This window comes from Paenibacillus cucumis (ex Kampfer et al. 2016) (assembly GCF_019748695.1).
Lineage (GTDB): Bacteria > Bacillota > Bacilli > Paenibacillales > Paenibacillaceae > Paenibacillus > Paenibacillus polysaccharolyticus.
The window spans coordinates 138649-157428 of the sequence record NZ_JACLIC010000002.1; the positions used below are offsets into that span (position 1 = coordinate 138649).

Below are 18780 nucleotides of genomic sequence, written 5' to 3' on the forward strand. Positions count from 1 at the left end.
CGTTTACCATGATCTCCGTCCTGAATTACAAGGCTCTCTCTATGAATAGAATGATGAGGGAAATACCCTCTTTGAAATTTTAGCCAATAAACGCCAGCTGTACTTGCACATGCTAGCTAACAGAAGATCGGTATGGCGTAATGTCAGCTTGAGCTTGTACATTCGCACAATTTATGAACATTTTGGAAGTTCACTGCATACACTTGAGAACACCGAAGAACCTGGAAGTTCTCGGAGGATTGATGCGGGAGGTCGAGATATGTCATATGAGATCGCGGAAGCTATGCTGGCCCGGCGAGGTGTACACATTGATGCTATCGCAGAGATTGTATATCGTTTGCAGAAAGGGTACCACCCGGAATTGACCATGGACGACTGTGTAACCAGCGTAAAATCCGTTTTGCAAAAAAGAGAGGTACAGTACACACTGTACACTGGCATTGCGCTTGACGAACTGGCTGAAAAAAAGCTTCTACCCCAACCGCTGCAAGCGATAATGGAAGCGGATGAGTCACTCTATGGAGTGGACGAGACTCTGGCTTTAGGGATAACACATGTGTATGGCATGATTGGTTTAACCAGTTTTGGCTATCTGGACAAGGAAAAAATAGGTGTGATTCATGATTTGAATGAACAAAAATCGGCCGTTCACGTGTTCCTGGATGATCTGGTTGCAGGTCTTGCTGCAGCCGCCTCCGCACGGATTGCACACAAGAATATTAAAGCCAAGAAATACCTTTCAGACCTGTAAGATCTATTAATACCAACAGAAACCTGTGGTTACCATCTCAATCTGTCCAATAGGATTAAGGGCGGCTATGGCTGCCCTGTAAGGTTTTTGCCTCTTAGGAAAAGTCAGCGAATTATATCACATGACTATGACCATTTGGCTTGCCAAGCAGGGGGCAATGTCCCGAATCATCCGATTTTCTCCTGAAAGGTCTTCAACCCTTCCTTGCAGAAAAAAACGGAGGTATGGTATCATTAGTCCAATATACGGGCTCTGAACATTAGCTTAGGGGGCGGACATGGCATGTGGACGGTGATTTACATTGCGCCGACAGCAAAGGTTGCGGACAAGATCAAGACCAAGCTTTCGGAAGAAGGTTTTCTGGTACAGACCCGTCCCATCAGTTTATCCAAGCAACAATATGAGATTCGCGTCCCTTCTGGGGAATTGGAAGAGGTTCAGGAAGTGTTGAATTCCATTCTGCATTCTTGATTCTCGATATTGAAGTGCCTTGGCAGATAACAAAAAGTACCACTGGTACATAAGGGACTGACCGCGGAAGCGGAAAGAGGAATCGACTTGCATGAGTATAATGCTACTGTCCTTCCTTCTTTTTTTGTTAATCGGTTATAGCAGGTAACCTCAATTGTGCGGAGAGTAGCCGTTGAGGTTTGCCTTGTATCGGAGGAATTTTGTTCTGAATGCTAGTAAGGTATAAGTCTTAGCATGAGTTATAAGCGTAAGCGGTTCACCGCAGCATGCAGATCAAGCTGATTGTTACAGCGGACTGTGGCCTGCGGCCATCAAATTATTGGCTGGAGAGGTGTAGTTGTGTTCAAAGATATATTCCAAAAGAAACGGAAGTACGCTACCATACCTTCCGAGCGTGCAATTCCAGGTGAACGTCAAGAAGCCGTCGAGCGCCCAAAACGTGAAATACCTGAAGGGCTTATGAACAAGTGCAGCAAATGCGGCACCATTCAATATAGCAAGGAACTGGAGAAAAACCTGAAAGTATGTCCTGCCTGCGGCTACCATATGCGTCTTAACGCTATGGAACGTATTGCAATGGTACTGGATGAAGAAGGTTTTGTTGAGCATGATGCCGATATGGTTTCGGTTGATCCACTCGGATTCCCGGGGTACAGCAGTAAGCTGGAGCAGCAGCGTCTGAAATCGGGTTTGAAGGAAGCCGTTATAACAGGAGAAGGGACCATTGAAGGTCTTCCTGTTGTTGTTGCTGTAATGAGCTTTGATTTCTTCACAGGCAGTATGGGCTCTGTAGTCGGAGAGAAAATTACCCGTGCTGTTGAACATGCCATTGAGAAGAAGCTTCCTTTAATTATTTTCTCTACTTCAGGCGGTGCACGGATGCAGGAGAGTATTCTGAGTCTGATGCAGATGGCTAAAACAAGTGCGGCTTTAGCTCGTTTGGACGAGCAAGGCGGGCTCTATATTTCGGTGATCACCGATCCGACAACCGGCGGGGTATCGGCTAGTTTCGCGAGCCTTGGCGATATTATTATCGCTGAACCTGGCGCTGTATTTGGTTTTGCAGGCAGAATAGTAATTGAGCAAACGATCCGTCAGAAGCTGCCGGATGATTTCCAGACCGCAGAATTCAACCTACAGCATGGTCAACTGGACATGGTTGTTCACCGGAAAGAACTTCGGGCAACCCTTGGCAAGCTTCTCGATATGCACAGTGAAAAGGGAGGGGTCTAAATGGCGGGTAGTTTGCCATATGAAGCGCCTCTGATTGAGATGCGCAAAAAAATTGAAGAACTCGTTCAGTTTGGGCAGGAAAAAGGGATTGATTTTACCGAAGAAATAGCCCGTCTCGAAGAACGTTATCATAGACTTGAAGAAGAGATTTACACCAGCATAACACCGGCTCAGAAGATGCATTTGGCTCGTCACCAGCAGCGTCCAACAGCACTGGATCTGATTCAGCTCATTTTTACTGATTTTACCGAACTGCATGGTGACCGTATGTTTGGTGACGACCTTGCGGTTGTTGGTGGACTCGCCAAGCTGAATGGACAAACCGTAACGGTACTTGGCCAACAGCGTGGAAAGGATACGAAGGACAACATCGCCCGCTTTTTTGGAAGTGCTCACCCGGAAGGTTTCCGTAAAGGACTTCGCTTGATGAAGCAGGCTGACAAATTTGGTCGCCCGATTATTACGTTTGTTGATACTAAAGGAGCGTATCCGGGTAATACTGCAGAAGAGAGAGGTCAATCGGAAGCGATTGCTCGTAATTTGCTGGAGATGGCTAAACTCTCGGTTCCTGTTATTGTTGTTGTCATCGGCGAAGGTGGAAGCGGCGGTGCTCTAGCTATGGCTGTAGGTAACCGTGTGCTCATGCTCGAGCATGCCATCTATTCTGCAATTTCTCCTAATGGTGCGGCATCGATTCTATGGAAGGATGCATCCAAAGCAGATCAGGCCGCTGAAGCGATGAAAATTACGGCGAAAGACCTGCTCGAGATGGAAGTGATCGAAGAGATTATCCCTGAACCGCGCGGCGGAGCTCACCAGGATTATGATACAGCTGCAACAGCGATCTCCGAAGCTCTTGTTCGTCATCTGGAAGAGATGAAAGGATGGAGTGCGGAGCAATTAAAGCAGGATCGCTACGAGAAATTCCGGAAAATCGGCTCAGTAACCTTTGAAGCACCAGCCTCTGCGGTAGAACCTACTAAAGAAAGAGAGTCTACAGGTGAAGTAGACCCACAAACCGGAGCAGAATCTGTCCAAGTGGAAGCATCGGAACAGCCGCTAGAAGCAGAACCTGTGAAAAATTTGTCGGGAAATGCAGAATGATGTGACGAATTTCCTATACAAATGATCGAAAGTATAGTAAATTTAATAGTTGGAAAAAGAAAAATAGAGATATAAAGTTAGACCTTTAAAATCGGAGGAAACCCAAAATGCGCAAAACGAAAATTGTATGTACGATTGGCCCATCCAGTGAATCCCTGGAGAATACCAAGAAACTGATTATGGCTGGCATGAACGTAGCCCGTCTGAACTTCTCCCACGGTGATTTCGATGAGCACGGCGGACGGATCGTAGCGATTCGCCAAGCATGTGAAGAGCTGAACAAAACTGTAGCAATCCTGCTGGACACCAAAGGACCGGAAATTCGTACAGGTAAACTTGAAGTTGAGCCAATTGAATTGGTTCAGGACGAGTACATCACTTTGACGACAGAAGAAATTCTGGGAACCAAAGATCGTCTTTCCATTACGTATGCAGATCTTCCTAAGGATGTTGAAGCTGGATCTACAATTCTGATCGACGACGGTCTGATCGGACTGACTGTGGTGGAAGTACAAGGCACCGAGATCAAATGCCGTATCGTTAACGGCGGTACAATCAAAAGCAAAAAAGGTGTTAACGTTCCAGGCGTCGCGATTTCCCTGCCGGGTATCACTGAAAAAGATGCTAACGATATCGTGTTTGGTATCGAACAAGGTATCGATTTCATCGCAGCTTCTTTCGTTCGTAAAGCAAGCGACGTGCTTGAGATTCGTGAATTGCTTGAGAAACATAATGCAGGTCACATTCAAATTATCTCCAAAATCGAAAACCAACAAGGTGTAGACAACCTGGACGAAATCCTTGAAGTGTCTGACGGCCTGATGGTTGCTCGTGGAGACCTGGGTGTGGAAATCCCTGCTGAAGAAGTACCACTGGTACAAAAACGCATGATCGAAAAATGTAATGTTGCGGGTAAACCGGTTATTACAGCTACACAAATGCTGGATTCGATGCAACGTAACCCGCGTCCGACTCGTGCGGAAGCAAGTGACGTAGCCAACGCAATCTTTGACGGTACAGATGCAATCATGTTGTCTGGTGAGACAGCTGCCGGTAAATATCCGGTAGAGTCCGTGCTGACAATGTCCCGTATTGCAGAAAAAGCAGAATCTGCTCTGCCTTACCAAGAGTTGTATCTGAAACAACGTGTTGCACAACAAACAACGGTTACTGAAGCGATCAGTCAATCCGTTGCTCTGTCCGCTCAAGATTTGAACGCAAAAGCGATCATCACTTCGACAGAATCCGGACATACTGCACGTATGATCTCTAAATATCGTCCAGAAGCTCCAATCATCGCTGTAACGACAGAAGACAGAACTTCCCGTCGTTTGGCACTGGCATGGGGTGTAACTCCTGTTAAAGGTAGATTGGTTGATTCTACGGATGCTTTGTTCGAAAATGCAATTGAAGGTGGCGTAAAATCAGGACTGGTTAAAGAAGGAGACCTGGTTGTCATTACAGCAGGTGTACCTCTGGGCCGCTCCGGTTCTACTAACCTGATCAAAGTTAGCCAAATTCCAAACAACGCTTAATTGTAGCGTATGATTCGGTAAGTAACATGAAAGAAGCAATGGGGCCTTATGTCCCGTTGCTTTTTTTCCATCTTCATGACACGATTCTGTGATTTGAAGCGTATGAATGGTAGAGCCAAGGAGGCTGAGAACGTGCGAAAAGAAAGTAATGGTAACTGGTATACAGCTCGTCTTCGTGTACGTTATCAGGAGAGCGACCAGATGGGGGTTGTCTATCATGCGAACTACCTGAACTGGTTCGAGATCGGCCGTACCGAGATGATTCGCCAAATGGGGTATACATATCGTAAAATGGAGGAACAGGCACTGTTGCTTCCTGTAACCGGTCTGGATGTGAAGTATCATAAACCGGCGCGGTACGATGACGAGATCATCATTTTCACTCGAATCACTGCTTTTAGCGGCTTGCGCCTGAATTACGAGTACGACATAAGACGTATGTCTGAGGAAGATGATGCTTCACTCGCTGTCGGTGAACGGGTGTGGGCACATGATGAATCACTCCCAGGTGAACGATTGGTGACGGGATCTACCCAGCATGTGTGGGTGAATACAGACTGGAAGCCGGTTAGACTGGATAAGGTCGCTTCAGAGCTATACAGCGCGCTTGAAAAGGTGTGGTTCTCAGGAAAGGAGTAACATATCAATGCGAAAATGGATGTGGGCTTTACTTTTATTAATTCCGGTAATTGAGCTGTTTGGTTTCATTCTGATGAGTGATTGGATCGGGGCCGGAAAAACATTGCTTCTTATGATTCTCACGTCCTTGATTGGTATAGCCATGTTGCAGTTTGAAGGGCGTAAGGTATTGATGGACGCCAAACAGGAGATGGAACGCGGCAAGGTGCCTGGGCGGAAAATGGTCGATGGTCTTTTCGTTTTTGTCGGCGGATTCTTGCTGTTGATCCCTGGTTTTGTGACCGATCTCATCGGTTTTACGTTAGTATTTCCGTTAACACGTCCAGTTTATCGGTTATTCTTCCTGGGCTGGTTGGAGAAAAAGATGAGAAACGGCAGCATTACATTTTATCGCCGTCCGAAATAGGAGAGCATCTATCTCGTTTAAACCAAAAGTCTCCGTTCTGCAGACACCTTCTGCTTGGAACGGAGACTTTTTTGCATTAGTTTAACTGGAAAAGGATTGTGATTAATGCTCTTCAATCAGACTCATCGGACTCTGCCATTAATGATATAGGTCCTGAGGTCACGAAGTACATTGGCACGGTTAAAGGCATCGAGAATCACAAGACTCACCGGACCGATAATGAGGCCTAGCACACCAAATAGCTTCAAGCCAACAAACATGCCTACTAACGTTGCGAGTGGGTCTAGCCCCACACTACTGGCAAGAACTTTCGGTTCAATGATCTGCCGGGCAATAAGCAAGATAAGATAGATCACACTAATACCGATGCCAAGATAGATATCCCCGTTCATGAACAAATACGCCGCCCAAGGTACCATGACCAGACCGACACCAAGATAGGGGAGCAGGTCGACCAGACCAATCAGCAGAGCGATCGTGAACGCTGACTTGACTTGAAGGATAAGCAACCCAATCATGACGAACAGCGCTGTAATCGAGATCATGATCAGCTGTGCGCGTACATAACCAAAGAGGGCTTTTTTGAGATCATTCCAGATATCAGAGATCGGTTTGCGAACTGCAGACGGAACCCAACCAGAGACGGTAATGCTATGACGCGTCCAGCCTTTGCTAATGAAGAAGGTAGATAGCAACACCACAATGAGAACTGCACCCATATTAGGTAGCGAGGTCAGCAGGTTTAAAATCAGGTTGAAAAACCCAGTAACAAGGTCACTTACCGCTGTTCCGACGGTCTCTGTTGTTTTGCTGATGTTACTGTTAATGGTTTCTTGATAATTCGGGTTTTCTTTGTAAAAATCGTTAATCTGCGCTATCAAACTTTGGATCGTATCGTTCTGCGTCCAGCGTACAAACGTTTCTTTGATTTCGTCCACATGCAGATCGAAACTGGTGGTTAGTGAAATGACTTCTTTAACCATACGAGTAACAGCCGCAGATAAAATTACAGCGATTGCCCCAAAATACAATAGAAGTGATAAGGTAACCGCGAGCCAGCGTGGAAAACGGAGCCTGTTCTGGAGCAACTTTACGAGCGGATTCATCGCGTAGGCAATAATCCAGGCAATAACAAAAGGATATAACAGCGGGAACAACAGATATACGGCTACGGCGATCAGAAAGGTAGCTACAATAACCCACAGACCGCGAAGCAGACGTTTGAGAATGATTCGATCCAAGGTTCAACTCCCCTTTATTCAGTCAAGAGCTTATCTTATTAATATAGAGCAATCGTCAGCTTTTGAAACGCCAAAAAGAACAGTCTGCAACCGTGTGCCGGAATCCTGCTTAGCACATCGTCTGCCTAAAGTATGCCTGAGGTTTACAAATTATAGCAATAGATTTTGTGACTATATTTTGGTTTGATTTCTCTAATGACATAAATTGTTCAGTACACATTAAATCCCAACCCTGCTTGTGTAAAGGTTTTCAAAAATGCTTTATCACTCCGATAAATATGTTTGATGTGCGAATGAACTCTCATCATGTTCACATAAACGACAAAATCCAGTATGATGATATAAGTAAATACCGATTGACAGATAAGAAAACCGAATTTTGACAACTTAGGTCATTTTTAAAATGAAACGGTTTACAAAAGAGGTTAGGTGCACTTTGGCACTGATATGACTTAGAATGATTTCTGATTTCGCTTATTAAAGGAGAGATGTAATATGACAGCTACCAAAGGTCTGGAAGGCATCGTTGCAACAACCTCTTCGATCAGCTCTATTGTAGACGGTGTGCTTACATACCGTGGATACGATATCGATGATTTGGCTGAACATGCAAGTTTTGAAGAAGTTGCTTATTTGCTCTGGTTTGGCAAATTGCCAACAGCAGATGAATTGAAGTCACTTCGTAAAAGTCTGAGCGATTACGCGCCGATTCCAAACGAATTGATCGCCCAAATCAAGTTGTATCCAAAACACATCAGCACGATGGCAGCTCTACGCTCTGCAGTCTCCGCGCTTGCGCTTTATGATGAGCAAGCCGACGAGATGACAGAGGCTGCGAATGAAAACAAAGCGGTGAAGTTGCAAGCGCAATTGCCAACCATTGTAGCGGCAATCTCACGTATTCGTAAGGGGCAAGAGCCTGTGGCTCCAAAAGAAGGCGCTTCCATCGCTGAGAACTTTTTATACATGATGACAGGAGAAGAGCCGTCCGAAACCGCGGTAAAAGCACTTGATCAGGCACTTGTTCTGCATGCAGATCACGAGCTGAATGCTTCGACGTTTGCTGCCCGCGTTACGGTAGCGACCCTGTCTGATATTTACTCAGGCGTAACTTCTGCGATCGGTGCACTCAAAGGGCCTTTGCATGGTGGTGCAAACGAAGCTGTTATGAAAATGCTGGACGAGATCGGTACACCGGATCGTCTGGAAGCGGCTATTCAGGAAAAACTGAATAACCGTGAGAAAATCATGGGCTTTGGACACCGCGTGTACAAAAATGGTGACCCACGTGCAAAGCATTTGCAGAAGATGTCCAAAGAACTGGGTGAGATGAACAACGATACCCGTTTGTATGAGATGTCCGTGAAGATTGAAGAAATCGTGACAGGCCAAAAAGGTTTGAAGCCAAATGTCGATTTCTATTCCGCTTCCGTATACACTCAACTGAAGATTGATCAGGAATTGTTCACACCGATCTTTGCGATCAGCCGTGTGTCCGGTTGGACAGCGCATATTCTGGAGCAACTTGCAGATAACCGCATTATCCGTCCGCGTGCCGAGTACACGGGCCCAACAGATCAGAAATACGTTTCCATCGATCTTCGCTAAACTTTAGCAAAAACAGTATAATCATATAGATGAGGTGAGGGGCTTGTGAATGCGAGGCTATACTGCCGAGTAGAGACAGCCCTTCCTTCCTGCAAAAATGTGGTATGCTTCATACTGTGAAACCAAAACTTAGGAGGAATTGTAATTATGAAATTGGAAAAATTTGCACTCCCAACTGAAGGCGAAAAAATTCAAATTGACAACGGTACGCTTCAAGTACCTAATAATCCAATCATTCCATTCATCGAAGGTGACGGTACAGGCCGTGACATCTGGAAAGCTTCTGTACGTGTTCTGGATGCAGCAGTAGAAAAAGCATATAACGGTACTAAAAAAATTGCTTGGTATGAAGTGTTTGCTGGTGAGAAAGCATTCAATACATACGGAGAGTGGTTGCCGAACGATACGCTCGAAGCGATTCGTGAGTACATCGTAGCCATCAAAGGACCTCTGACTACGCCAATCGGCGGCGGTATCCGTTCCCTGAACGTGGCACTTCGTCAAGAGCTTGACCTGTACACTTGCCTGCGTCCTGTACGTTATTTCAATGGGGTACCTTCCCCGGTTAAACGTCCTGAGCTGGTTGACATGGTTATTTTCCGTGAAAACACAGAGGACATCTATGCAGGTATCGAGTACGCTGAAGGTTCTGAAGAAGTGAAAAAAATGATCCAGTTCTTGCAACAGGAAATGGGTGTTAACAAAATTCGCTTCCCTGAAACTTCCGGTATCGGTATCAAACCTGTATCTGAGGAAGGTTCGAAACGTTTGGTTCGTGCAGCGGTACAATATGCTGTTGACCATAACCGCAAAACCGTTACTTTGGTACACAAAGGTAATATCATGAAATTCACTGAAGGTGCCTTCAAAAACTGGGGTTACGAAGTGGCTGAAGCAGAATTTGGCGACAAAGTATTCACTTGGGCACAATACGATGTGATCAAAGAAAAAGACGGTACAGACGCAGCTAATGCAGCGCAAAAAGCAGCAGAAGATGCTGGCAAAATCATCGTTAAAGATGCTATTGCTGATATCGCTTTGCAACAAGTATTGACTCGTCCGGGTGAATTCGACGTGATCGCTACATTGAACCTGAACGGTGACTATCTGTCTGATGCTCTCGCAGCGCAAGTTGGCGGAATTGGTATCGCACCTGGTGCGAACATCAACTATGTAACTGGACATGCTATCTTCGAAGCAACACACGGTACTGCACCTAAATACGCAGATAAAGATGTCGTGAACCCTGGTTCCGTAATCCTCTCCGGCGTAATGTTGCTTGAGCACCTGGGCTGGCAAGAAGCGGCTAACCTGATCTACAAAGGCATGGAAACATCCATCAACAATAAAACGGTAACGTATGACTTTGCACGTCTGATGGACGGCGCAACAGAAGTGAAATGTTCCGAATTCGCTGATCAAATCATTAGCAACCTGTAACAAAAACCTGTAAGGGGAGATGTGAATCGTGACTATTCAGCGCAAAAAAATCACAGTCGTTGGTGCCGGTTTTACCGGTGCTACAACTGCACTGATGCTTGCCCAGAAGGAACTCGGGGATGTTGTTCTGGTTGATATTCCTCAACTGGAGAATCCGACCAAGGGTAAAGCACTCGATCTGCTGGAGGCTAGCCCTGTGCAAGGGTTCGACAGTCATATCGTGGGAACTTCCAACTACGAGGATACAGCTGGTTCAGACATTGTGATCATTACAGCCGGAATTGCCCGCAAACCGGGCATGAGCCGTGACGATCTGGTGAATACGAATGCAGGTATCGTGAAGTCCGTGTGTGAAAATGTGAAAACATATTGCCCTGAGTCCATTGTCATTATTCTGAGCAACCCGGTAGATGCAATGACGTATGCAGCGTATCAGACACTCGGTTTTCCGAAAAACCGCGTGATCGGACAGTCGGGTGTTCTCGACACTGCCCGATACTGTACGTTCATTGCGCAGGAGTTAAATGTATCCGTAGAGGATGTACGTGGCTTTGTGCTTGGTGGTCATGGTGACGATATGGTACCGCTCGTTCGTTATTCGAGTGTAGGCGGTATTCCAATCGATACCCTGATTCCAGCAGATCGCATTGATGCGATTGTGCAACGTACCCGTGTAGGCGGCGGTGAGATTGTTAACCTGCTGGGTAATGGCAGTGCATACTATGCTCCGGCAGCTTCACTGGTCCAGATGACGGAGGCCATTTTGAAGGACAAAAAACGCATTATTCCGGTTATTGCTTATCTTGAAGGTGAGTATGGATATCAGGATCTATTCCTCGGTGTGCCAACTGTTCTGGGAGGCAACGGAATTGAGAAGATTTTCGAACTGGAGTTGACAGCCGAAGAAAAAGCAGCGCTTGATACGTCTGCAGATTCGGTGCGTAACGTCATTTCAATCGTTAATATTTAAGTTTTGAAGACTTTTTGAACATGAAAAGTGAGAAAACCTCCGTAAATACGGAGGTTTTCTTTTCTTTGGATAAGTTCCCCAGTATAATAAAATGTGATATACAGCACAGCGAATATGTTGAGGAGGATGAAAATTTTGACAATGATTATGTATTTGCTCCATATCGTCGGAGCACTAGCCATGGGATTTTATCTGATTTTGCCATTCGTGGTAGGTAAAATTCGCACATTGAGCTTGCCAGCACAGGAGGGAGCATTCGCGTCACTTCGTTCCTTAAACAAAGTTGCACAGTATGCGCTTGTTATTCAGCTTCTTACAGGTGGTTATCTGATGACAAAGGGAGATTACTCCCACATCTGGATGGCTGTTGTCGTAGTAATTCTTCTCGCGATTGCAGCCATTGGTGGAATTATGGGTAAACCGTTACGTCTTGCCGCAGAAGGCGTGAAAAGTAATAAGGATGTAACACCATACCAAAGCAAAATTCGTACGTTCAGCACGTTGCTTGCCGTGTTCTTGCTCATCATGGTGTACCTGATGGTGGACAGATCCATTTTCTAATAGAAGAATAAGAGGCTTCAGGGTGTAATGTTGATTCTCAAACGATAACTATGAGTATAAGGTGAAGCGTTTGCACATGTTCAGGACAAGTGGTAGCGCTAAAAGCTATTGCTAATGAAACATGTACACTTTTAACCATGTGGCGTGAGTAACGCCGGGTTCTATTGAATTAAACCGCACAGTTATACAAACAAACAGACAGCCTGCAAAGGCTGTCTGTTTGTTTTGTGATCTTTTATTCAATGACTGCCGGGAACCTGAATACCTTGCTACTCATCATTAGCTAACACCGGCACCATAAACTCGTACTGCATTTCGGCCATTCCGTTTGGACTCATACAAGGCGTGATCGGCGTCACGTAGCAAAGATTCCAGGGTATCCGACTCGCCAACCGTTTGGGAGACACCAAAGCTGGCGGTGACCGGAATGGACTTGCCCTCTAGGTTGAGCGGTTGATTTAACAAAGCCATTCGCAACTGCTCTGCAAGAGTATATGCTTCCTGGAGTACCATGTTCGGCAAAGCGATAACGAATTCCTCTCCGCCGTAACGGGCGAATAACATTTCACTGTTTAAATAACGATTGCACACGGATACAACATGAACGATGGCTTGGTCACCCGCATCATGACCGTACGTGTCGTTGATACGCTTGAAATGGTCAATGTCAAACAAGATAAAAGAGACGGGGTGAAAATTAAGCCGGGCTTCTTGAAGCCATTCTCTTCCTTTGTTTAAAAATTGAGTCCGATTGTATATTTTGGTTAAACCATCGAAATAAGCTAGTTGTTTCAATTGTTCTTGTAAAAAACGTTGTTCGGTAATGTCGATTAGCATAATGAGAATACCGACAACTTGAGGATTTTTGTTAAATACATAAGACGTCCTGACTTGGTAACAGACGGTTTCTCCGTTTAATTGCCAGTACAAGTCGGTTTGCAGCCCTTCTCTTTCATATTCAACGGGAAAGGTCTCTCCTGCAAGACGAAGCCAGATGTCATTCAAGGGTTGCCCAACCATCGATGTTTCAATCTCAGGTAACATCAGTCTTAGGGATCTGTTGAAATCGACAAGACGATAGGAACTATCCAGCACAAGAACCCCTTCGCGCATACTTTCAAAAATACTTTCTTTGGCGATCGGTACAATGGTTAACAGTCTGGAGGACAGAATAGCCCAGATATACATAGCCGATGTAACACACATCAGAACGGGAACTGGGTCGAGGCCAAACGGAGTCACGCCAAGTAAGTATACAAATGCAGCAACCATCGGAATAATCTGCGACACAATTAACGTAAGCAGTTGACGACGGTACATCTTTTTGGTGTGACGCCATTGCCCAATTAAGATAAGGCCAGCACACAAAAGGCAGGAGAACGTAAATGCACCATGGACAACATACCATTGACCAATATCCATCGCCATGACGGGGACTGTGCTATCCTCACGTAACCATACTCTTTTGTAATAGAGATGATGCCAATCATTCGTAGCAACCAGAAAGACGGTAATGGAAGGAATGATGAATAAGGCTGACGTCAGCCATTTAGACAACTTTTTTCCAGTGTAATGAATCATGAGAAGCAAGCCAAGCGGTGCAGAGATCGGCATACCAATATATTGGACGATATTCCAGAACTTCATCTGTTCCAGTGTATTACTGGCGAGGCCAATGGCATATCCGAAGGTATATACGGACAGGGAAGCCGTGTACAGGATAAAGATGTTGGCGTTTGGAAAATGGGCTCTTCTGAAGTACGTATACATACACAGAAACAGATTCAGCACGGCTGACGTGGTCACAAGTGTAATGTAAGTAGTAATATGCGATTCCATGTTCAGATCTCCATGTCAAATTAGATTGTTGTCGTATTGAAGCAAATGAGATGATGCTGCTAATCACGCTAGGTGACTTAAAAAAGGATGAATATAATCTCCACACTGTACATTGTACATCAGCCCTATCTGCTTAGGAACACCATTTGCATGATGAAACAGGTCAATTTCGAAAAAAATTCGAATATTCACAAATGCAGATGATGACGAAATACAAAGTTTGGATTTCCATATATGTGGTAAATAAGGAATGACAGTAATTATGAGGGTTCGCATTGCTGTCCAGTAGAAGAATAATCTGGTCGGTTCATGCCATCCTACAGAATGAGACTAATGAGAGTTATGACGAATGAGAGACAAGGAAGCATGTTATTTGTGTCCAAGTCTTCTTAAAATCAAACATGTTCATTTTGAAAGGAGAAGGTACAATGTCAAGCACTACCCAGCAAAAACAACAAACGATGCCTGCACAACATCAGGATCAGCGTCCGGGGATTGAATCCAAGATGAATCCCAAGCCTGAATTCGAGAGGGCGCAGTATAAGGCAGCCGGCAAACTATTGGACAAAGTGGCTTTGATTACGGGAGGAGACAGCGGGATTGGACGGGCTGTTGCTGTGACCTATGCCAAGGAAGGCGCCGATGTGGCGATTGTATATCTGAGTGAGCATGAGGACGCCAAGGAAACGAAACGTCAGGTGGAGCAGGAAGGGCGCAAGTGTGTGCTTATCGCAGGTGACATCGGTGATGTGAATTTTGCGAAGAAAAGCGTTCAACAAACGGTCGATGAACTTGGCAAACTCGACATTGTGGTTAACAATGCGGCTGAGCAACATCCGCAACAAAACCTGGAGGATATTACGCCAGAGCAACTGGAAAAAACATTCCGTACCAACATCTTTGGTATGTTTTATGTTACACAGGCGGCTATGCCACATCTGAAACAAGGTAGCACCATCATTAACACAACATCGATAACCGCTTATCGGGGAAGCCCGACGTTACTGGATTATTCGTCGACTAAAGGGGCAATTACATCCTTCACCCGTTCATTGTCGATGAATCTGATTGAAAAGGGGATTCGTGTGAACGCCGTAGCTCCTGGTCCGATCTGGACACCCTTGATTCCTTCGACATTTGATGAGAAAAAAGTAAGTGAATTCGGAGCCACGCAACCGATGAAACGTCCAGGGCAGCCGGATGAATTGGCACCAGCTTATGTGTACCTCGCTTCTGATGACTCTTCTTATGTCAGCGGACAGGTGATGCATGTGAACGGCGGCGAAGTCGTTAACGGCTAGGTGATGCACCGGGCAAATGGCATTGCGGAACGGGCGAGGATAGTCGCTGTATTGAGAAGAGAAAGACGGGACGCTAAAGCATAGTGGCGTCCCGTCTTTCTTTATATATTTTTTTCAAATAAGAAGAGGGTTTCGAACAGGGGAGGCAGGTTGAAGTCCTATCTATTGTAAGATGTGATTTACAAAAGTCTGTATCTGCGTTGATATATTTATGATACCTTATACAGGTCTGACTTTAAAGCAATGGGGTGAGTCAGAGGGGAAGAAGGCAGATTTATTGCTCATTTTACATGGAAAGATATCTCATTAGATGTGATATGATAAACCGGATAACATATTCGGGAGGCACTCATATGAAGATTAGCAAACAAGAGGCATCACATTATATATGGGGAGCTCAGTGTGATGGTTGGCATCTGGTTCAGGGAGAGACACTTAGTGTGATTCATGAGCGAATGCCCGCAGGCACGACAGAAACAAGGCATGTACATGTGAAGAGTCGCCAATTCTTTTTTGTTCTTAGCGGTGAGGCTTGTATGGAGCTGAATGGAGAGACCTATGTACTGGAAACACATGAAGGCATCGAAATCCCGCCGGGAGCACCCCATCAGATGCAAAATCGAGGTGCACAAGATGTGGAATTTCTAGTTATATCACATCCAACGACACGCGGTGACCGTAACGAACTAAATGGATAAATAATGGTTTGTTTTCATCATTTGAATTTAATATTAACTTATTTACATATGGACGAAGAGTGCAGAAAAAACCTGAAGATAACAGGGATTGGAAGGTTATTCTGTCATCAGAGTGGTTATGTAAATTGTCTTGTTGTTCAACGGACCAAAATATAACAGAAGGAAGAGATTAATGAGACCGTTTCGCATTCGCCTCGCTCTAATCATGATGGTACTCATTGGCGTATCCGTCATTGTAGCCGGATATACGATGGGCAGAGTTTTCAAGACTACTCATATCGCCGCACTGGAACAAACGATGGTGCGTGAAATTAATTTGTTAAAAGCGACATTCCCTTTTCATGACGCTTCCAATCCGACATCAGCGGAAACTCGGAAATATTACTCGGACCGAGCGCTGGAACTGGATCGTCTAACAGACTCGCGAGTAACTTTTATTAATAAAGACGGCATAGTCATTGGCGATTCCGAGAGCGATCCTGCAACAATGGATAATCACCTGAATCGCGAAGAGATCCGGACGGCTACGGAAGGGACTTTTGGACAGTCCATCCGATATAGTGCAACGTTAGGGCAGGACATGCTGTATGTCGCGCTGCCTGTTAATTCGGATCAAAGTGACATGATTGAAATGCCAAGTGGCAAATTCGACGGTTTTATTCGTCTGTCTATGAGTTTGCAAGCGGTGGATCAAGGACTGCAACGCGGATGGATGATTATGTTTGCTGCCCTGGGCCTGCTTTTTCTCATTGTGGCATTTGTCAGTTACCGGGTAGCTAGAGGTCTAACGTCGCCCATTGAGCATATTACCAAAGTGGCACACCGGATTACAAAGCTGGAGTATGATGCGCGAGTAAAAGTTACACGCAGGGACGAGATCGGCCAGCTGGGACTGGCGATTAACGGCATGGCAGATAGTCTGCAGTCCCAGCTCAAAACGATCCGAGACAATGAAGCATTGCTTCAAAGTGTGTTGGCGAATATGACGGGCGGGATCGTCATGATTGATGCAACGCAATCGATTGCACTGGTTAATCGGGAAGCGGAGCGTATGCTCGGCATTCAGGCCGTGAAGGTTACAGGAAGACCTTACACGGAACTCAAGCGGCATTACGAGCTGACACGCACGATTGAAGAGAGCGTTGCTAATCAGGAACGGATGCACGAAGAAGTAAGTGTATTTAACCCGGAAGAACGGTTGATAAGGCTGGATGGTGTACCGATGTCAGAAGACAATGGCGGATATCGGGGAATGTTATTCCTGCTACAGGATGTAACTGCGATTCGCAGATTGGAATCCATGCGTAGCGAATTTGTGGCCAATGTCTCGCATGAACTCAAGACACCTGTGGCAGCAGTGAAGGGATTTGCAGAAACCTTACTAAGCGGCGGTGTACAGGATAAGGAGACGGAACGTTCTTTCCTGCAGATTATTTATGATGAAGGTGATCGACTAAACCGCTTGATTGGAGATATTCTGGAGTTGTCCAAGATTGAATCGAAACGTGCACCGCTGGAATGTTCACCAGTTCATGTGCATTCCTTCTTCGAAATGGTGCTTGGAACTTTATCCAAGGTAGCGGAGAAAAAGCAGATTCGTCTGGAAATGAATGTACCGGAGGAACTGTATATTGAAGCGGATGAGGACAAAATGAAGCAGATTTTCATTAATCTGTTATCCAACGGCATTAACTATACACCTGAGGGTGGAAGGGTGAAACTCCAGGTGAAGATGGATCAGACGAGTGAGGAAGAGCAGGTGGTTTTCTCGGTGTCCGACACAGGAATTGGTATTCCCAAGAAGGATTTGCCGCGAATCTTTGAACGTTTCTACCGTGTAGACAAAGGCCGATCACGGAATTCGGGAGGAACAGGACTTGGACTCTCTATCGTTAAACACCTGGTGGAGCTTCATCATGGTAAATTGTCGGTCGAAAGTGAACTAGGGATGGGAAGCACCTTCCGGGTAATCCTGCCTTTAATTCAAGAAGAAGAAGTCTAGTTTTACTTTGGAAAGAAAAAGGTAGGCTTAGAGAAGCAAAATGTAAAATGAGCCATTTGCTTTACACAGCGTTAACAAATTAGTGCTATGATAGAAAAAGTGTTGTGGCAACAGACAACCTATGAAGAGAGAAGGGGTATCATGGCACAGCGTTTGCTGGTTATTGAAGATGAACCGACATTATCGAGATTACTTACGTATAACCTGACACAGGAAGGTTATGACGTAACGGCAGAGGATCATGGGTCAGCAGGATATGACCGGGTCTTGTCTCAGGATTTCGATTTGATTCTACTGGATCTGATGCTGCCAGGCATGAATGGTCTGGATATTTTGAACAAACTGCGTATTCAGGGAGTAAGCACTCCTGTCATTATTCTTACCGCCAAGAACGGTGAAGCCGAGGTTGTGCAAGGGCTGAAATCGGGTGCAGATGATTACATTACGAAACCGTTTGGTGTATCCGAGCTTTTGGCACGTGTAGATGCGGTACTCAGACGTTATTCGAATGGCGACGATTTACCGCAGCCTGAGGATAAAGACGGCTCACGTATTATTCTTGGTGAACTTGAAATTTATCCGTTGAAGTATGAAGTGACTCTGGGAGGGCAATCGATCAGCCTGCGTCCGAAGGAGTTCGAAGTCCTATTATATCTCGCTAAAAAACCTGGCGTGGTGCTCACCCGGGATGACCTGATGAATGCGGTCTGGGGTTTTGATTATATCGGAGGTCAGCGGACCGTGGATGTACACGTCAGTTCATTACGTAAAAAGCTGGAGCTTGACCCTGAATCCGTTCATATCGATTCCATCCGTGGCGTAGGTTATAAATTGGTTGTCAAAAGAAAAACTCCCCATCATTCTAGTTAAATGATCGGGGAGTTTTATTTTTACCTCCTTTTTACACAAAGGAAGATTTTTCTTCATTTATGGGGAGTAGGATGAGGTTATCCAAGTGATACTTTGTACCTAAAAACCCAC

Annotated in this window: 17 protein-coding genes; 15 read left to right on the forward strand and 2 right to left on the reverse strand. The window is 45.4% G+C overall.

The window, feature by feature from the left end; genetic code table 11:
- The first annotated feature begins 259 nt into the window (after positions 1–259).
- The 7 genes from H7T88_RS00640 to H7T88_RS00670 all read left to right on the forward strand — a co-directional run bounded on the left by H7T88_RS00640 (position 260) and on the right by H7T88_RS00670 (position 6139).
- The gene (locus H7T88_RS00640; protein WP_090920516.1) at positions 260–751 is read left to right on the forward strand and encodes a phosphatidylglycerophosphatase A family protein; all 492 of its coding nucleotides are present in this window, start codon (positions 260–262) and stop codon (positions 749–751) included.
- 282 nt (positions 752–1033) lie between these two features.
- Positions 1034–1222, forward strand: a complete 189-nt coding sequence (locus H7T88_RS00645) for a glutamate decarboxylase (RefSeq protein WP_090920220.1) — start codon at positions 1034–1036, stop codon at positions 1220–1222.
- 339 nt (positions 1223–1561) lie between these two features.
- Positions 1562–2455: an acetyl-CoA carboxylase, carboxyltransferase subunit beta gene (accD, locus tag H7T88_RS00650; protein ID WP_123064194.1), complete on the forward strand. Its 894-nt coding sequence runs from the start codon at positions 1562–1564 to the stop codon at positions 2453–2455.
- Positions 2456–3559: an acetyl-CoA carboxylase carboxyltransferase subunit alpha gene (locus H7T88_RS00655; protein WP_221786457.1), complete on the forward strand. Its 1104-nt coding sequence runs from the start codon at positions 2456–2458 to the stop codon at positions 3557–3559. It abuts the gene before it with no gap.
- Positions 3560–3666: 107 nt separating this feature from the next.
- Positions 3667–5094, forward strand: a complete 1428-nt coding sequence (gene pyk / locus H7T88_RS00660; RefSeq protein ID WP_090920229.1) for a pyruvate kinase — start codon at positions 3667–3669, stop codon at positions 5092–5094.
- A gap of 132 nt (positions 5095–5226) precedes the next feature.
- Positions 5227–5733, forward strand: a complete 507-nt coding sequence (locus tag H7T88_RS00665) for an acyl-CoA thioesterase (protein ID WP_373323200.1) — start codon at positions 5227–5229, stop codon at positions 5731–5733.
- 1 nt (position 5734) lies between these two features.
- Positions 5735–6139 (forward strand): FxsA family protein, encoded by a 405-nt coding sequence (locus H7T88_RS00670; RefSeq protein ID WP_090920522.1) that lies wholly within the window; start codon positions 5735–5737, stop codon positions 6137–6139.
- A gap of 122 nt (positions 6140–6261) precedes the next feature.
- Here the strand turns inward: H7T88_RS00670 and ytvI are convergent, their stop codons facing one another.
- Positions 6262–7380 carry a sporulation integral membrane protein YtvI gene (gene ytvI, locus H7T88_RS00675; RefSeq protein WP_090920232.1) on the reverse strand — a complete coding sequence of 373 codons (1119 nt, stop codon included), beginning with the start codon at positions 7378–7380 and terminating at the stop codon, positions 6262–6264.
- A 495-nt stretch (positions 7381–7875) separates the two neighbouring features.
- Between ytvI and citZ the strand changes: the two genes are divergently transcribed.
- The 4 genes from citZ (at position 7876) to H7T88_RS00695 (ending at position 11959) form a co-directional block, all read left to right on the forward strand.
- Entirely contained in the window at positions 7876–8988 is a 1113-nt protein-coding gene (citZ, locus tag H7T88_RS00680; protein WP_221786458.1) for a citrate synthase, read from the forward strand.
- Positions 8989–9135: 147 nt separating this feature from the next.
- Positions 9136–10428: an NADP-dependent isocitrate dehydrogenase gene (gene icd, locus H7T88_RS00685; RefSeq protein ID WP_154958182.1), complete on the forward strand. Its 1293-nt coding sequence runs from the start codon at positions 9136–9138 to the stop codon at positions 10426–10428.
- Between the two features lie 28 nt (positions 10429–10456).
- Positions 10457–11398 carry a malate dehydrogenase gene (gene mdh / locus H7T88_RS00690; protein ID WP_090920243.1) on the forward strand — a complete coding sequence of 314 codons (942 nt, stop codon included), beginning with the start codon at positions 10457–10459 and terminating at the stop codon, positions 11396–11398.
- Positions 11399–11533: 135 nt separating this feature from the next.
- Positions 11534–11959 carry a hypothetical protein gene (locus H7T88_RS00695; RefSeq protein ID WP_154983046.1) on the forward strand — a complete coding sequence of 142 codons (426 nt, stop codon included), beginning with the start codon at positions 11534–11536 and terminating at the stop codon, positions 11957–11959.
- A gap of 279 nt (positions 11960–12238) precedes the next feature.
- On the opposite strand, the gene H7T88_RS00700 is transcribed toward H7T88_RS00695, so the two are convergent.
- On the reverse strand, positions 12239–13798 hold the full coding sequence (locus H7T88_RS00700) for a histidine kinase N-terminal 7TM domain-containing diguanylate cyclase (RefSeq protein ID WP_221786459.1): 1560 nt from the start codon (positions 13796–13798) through the stop codon (positions 12239–12241).
- Positions 13799–14226: 428 nt separating this feature from the next.
- Here H7T88_RS00700 and H7T88_RS00705 point away from each other — a divergent pair, with 428 nt between their 5' ends.
- The 4 genes from H7T88_RS00705 to H7T88_RS00720 all read left to right on the forward strand — a co-directional run bounded on the left by H7T88_RS00705 (position 14227) and on the right by H7T88_RS00720 (position 18669).
- On the forward strand, positions 14227–15099 hold the full coding sequence (locus H7T88_RS00705) for an SDR family oxidoreductase (protein ID WP_221786460.1): 873 nt from the start codon (positions 14227–14229) through the stop codon (positions 15097–15099).
- 353 nt (positions 15100–15452) lie between these two features.
- Positions 15453–15797, forward strand: coding sequence for a cupin domain-containing protein (locus tag H7T88_RS00710; RefSeq protein WP_221786461.1), 345 nt, complete (start codon positions 15453–15455; stop codon positions 15795–15797).
- A 172-nt stretch (positions 15798–15969) separates the two neighbouring features.
- Positions 15970–17799, forward strand: coding sequence for a two-component system histidine kinase PnpS (gene pnpS / locus H7T88_RS00715; RefSeq protein WP_154958178.1), 1830 nt, complete (start codon positions 15970–15972; stop codon positions 17797–17799).
- Positions 17800–17940: 141 nt separating this feature from the next.
- On the forward strand, positions 17941–18669 hold the full coding sequence (locus H7T88_RS00720) for a response regulator transcription factor (RefSeq protein ID WP_221786462.1): 729 nt from the start codon (positions 17941–17943) through the stop codon (positions 18667–18669).
- Positions 18670–18780 lie beyond the last annotated feature (111 nt).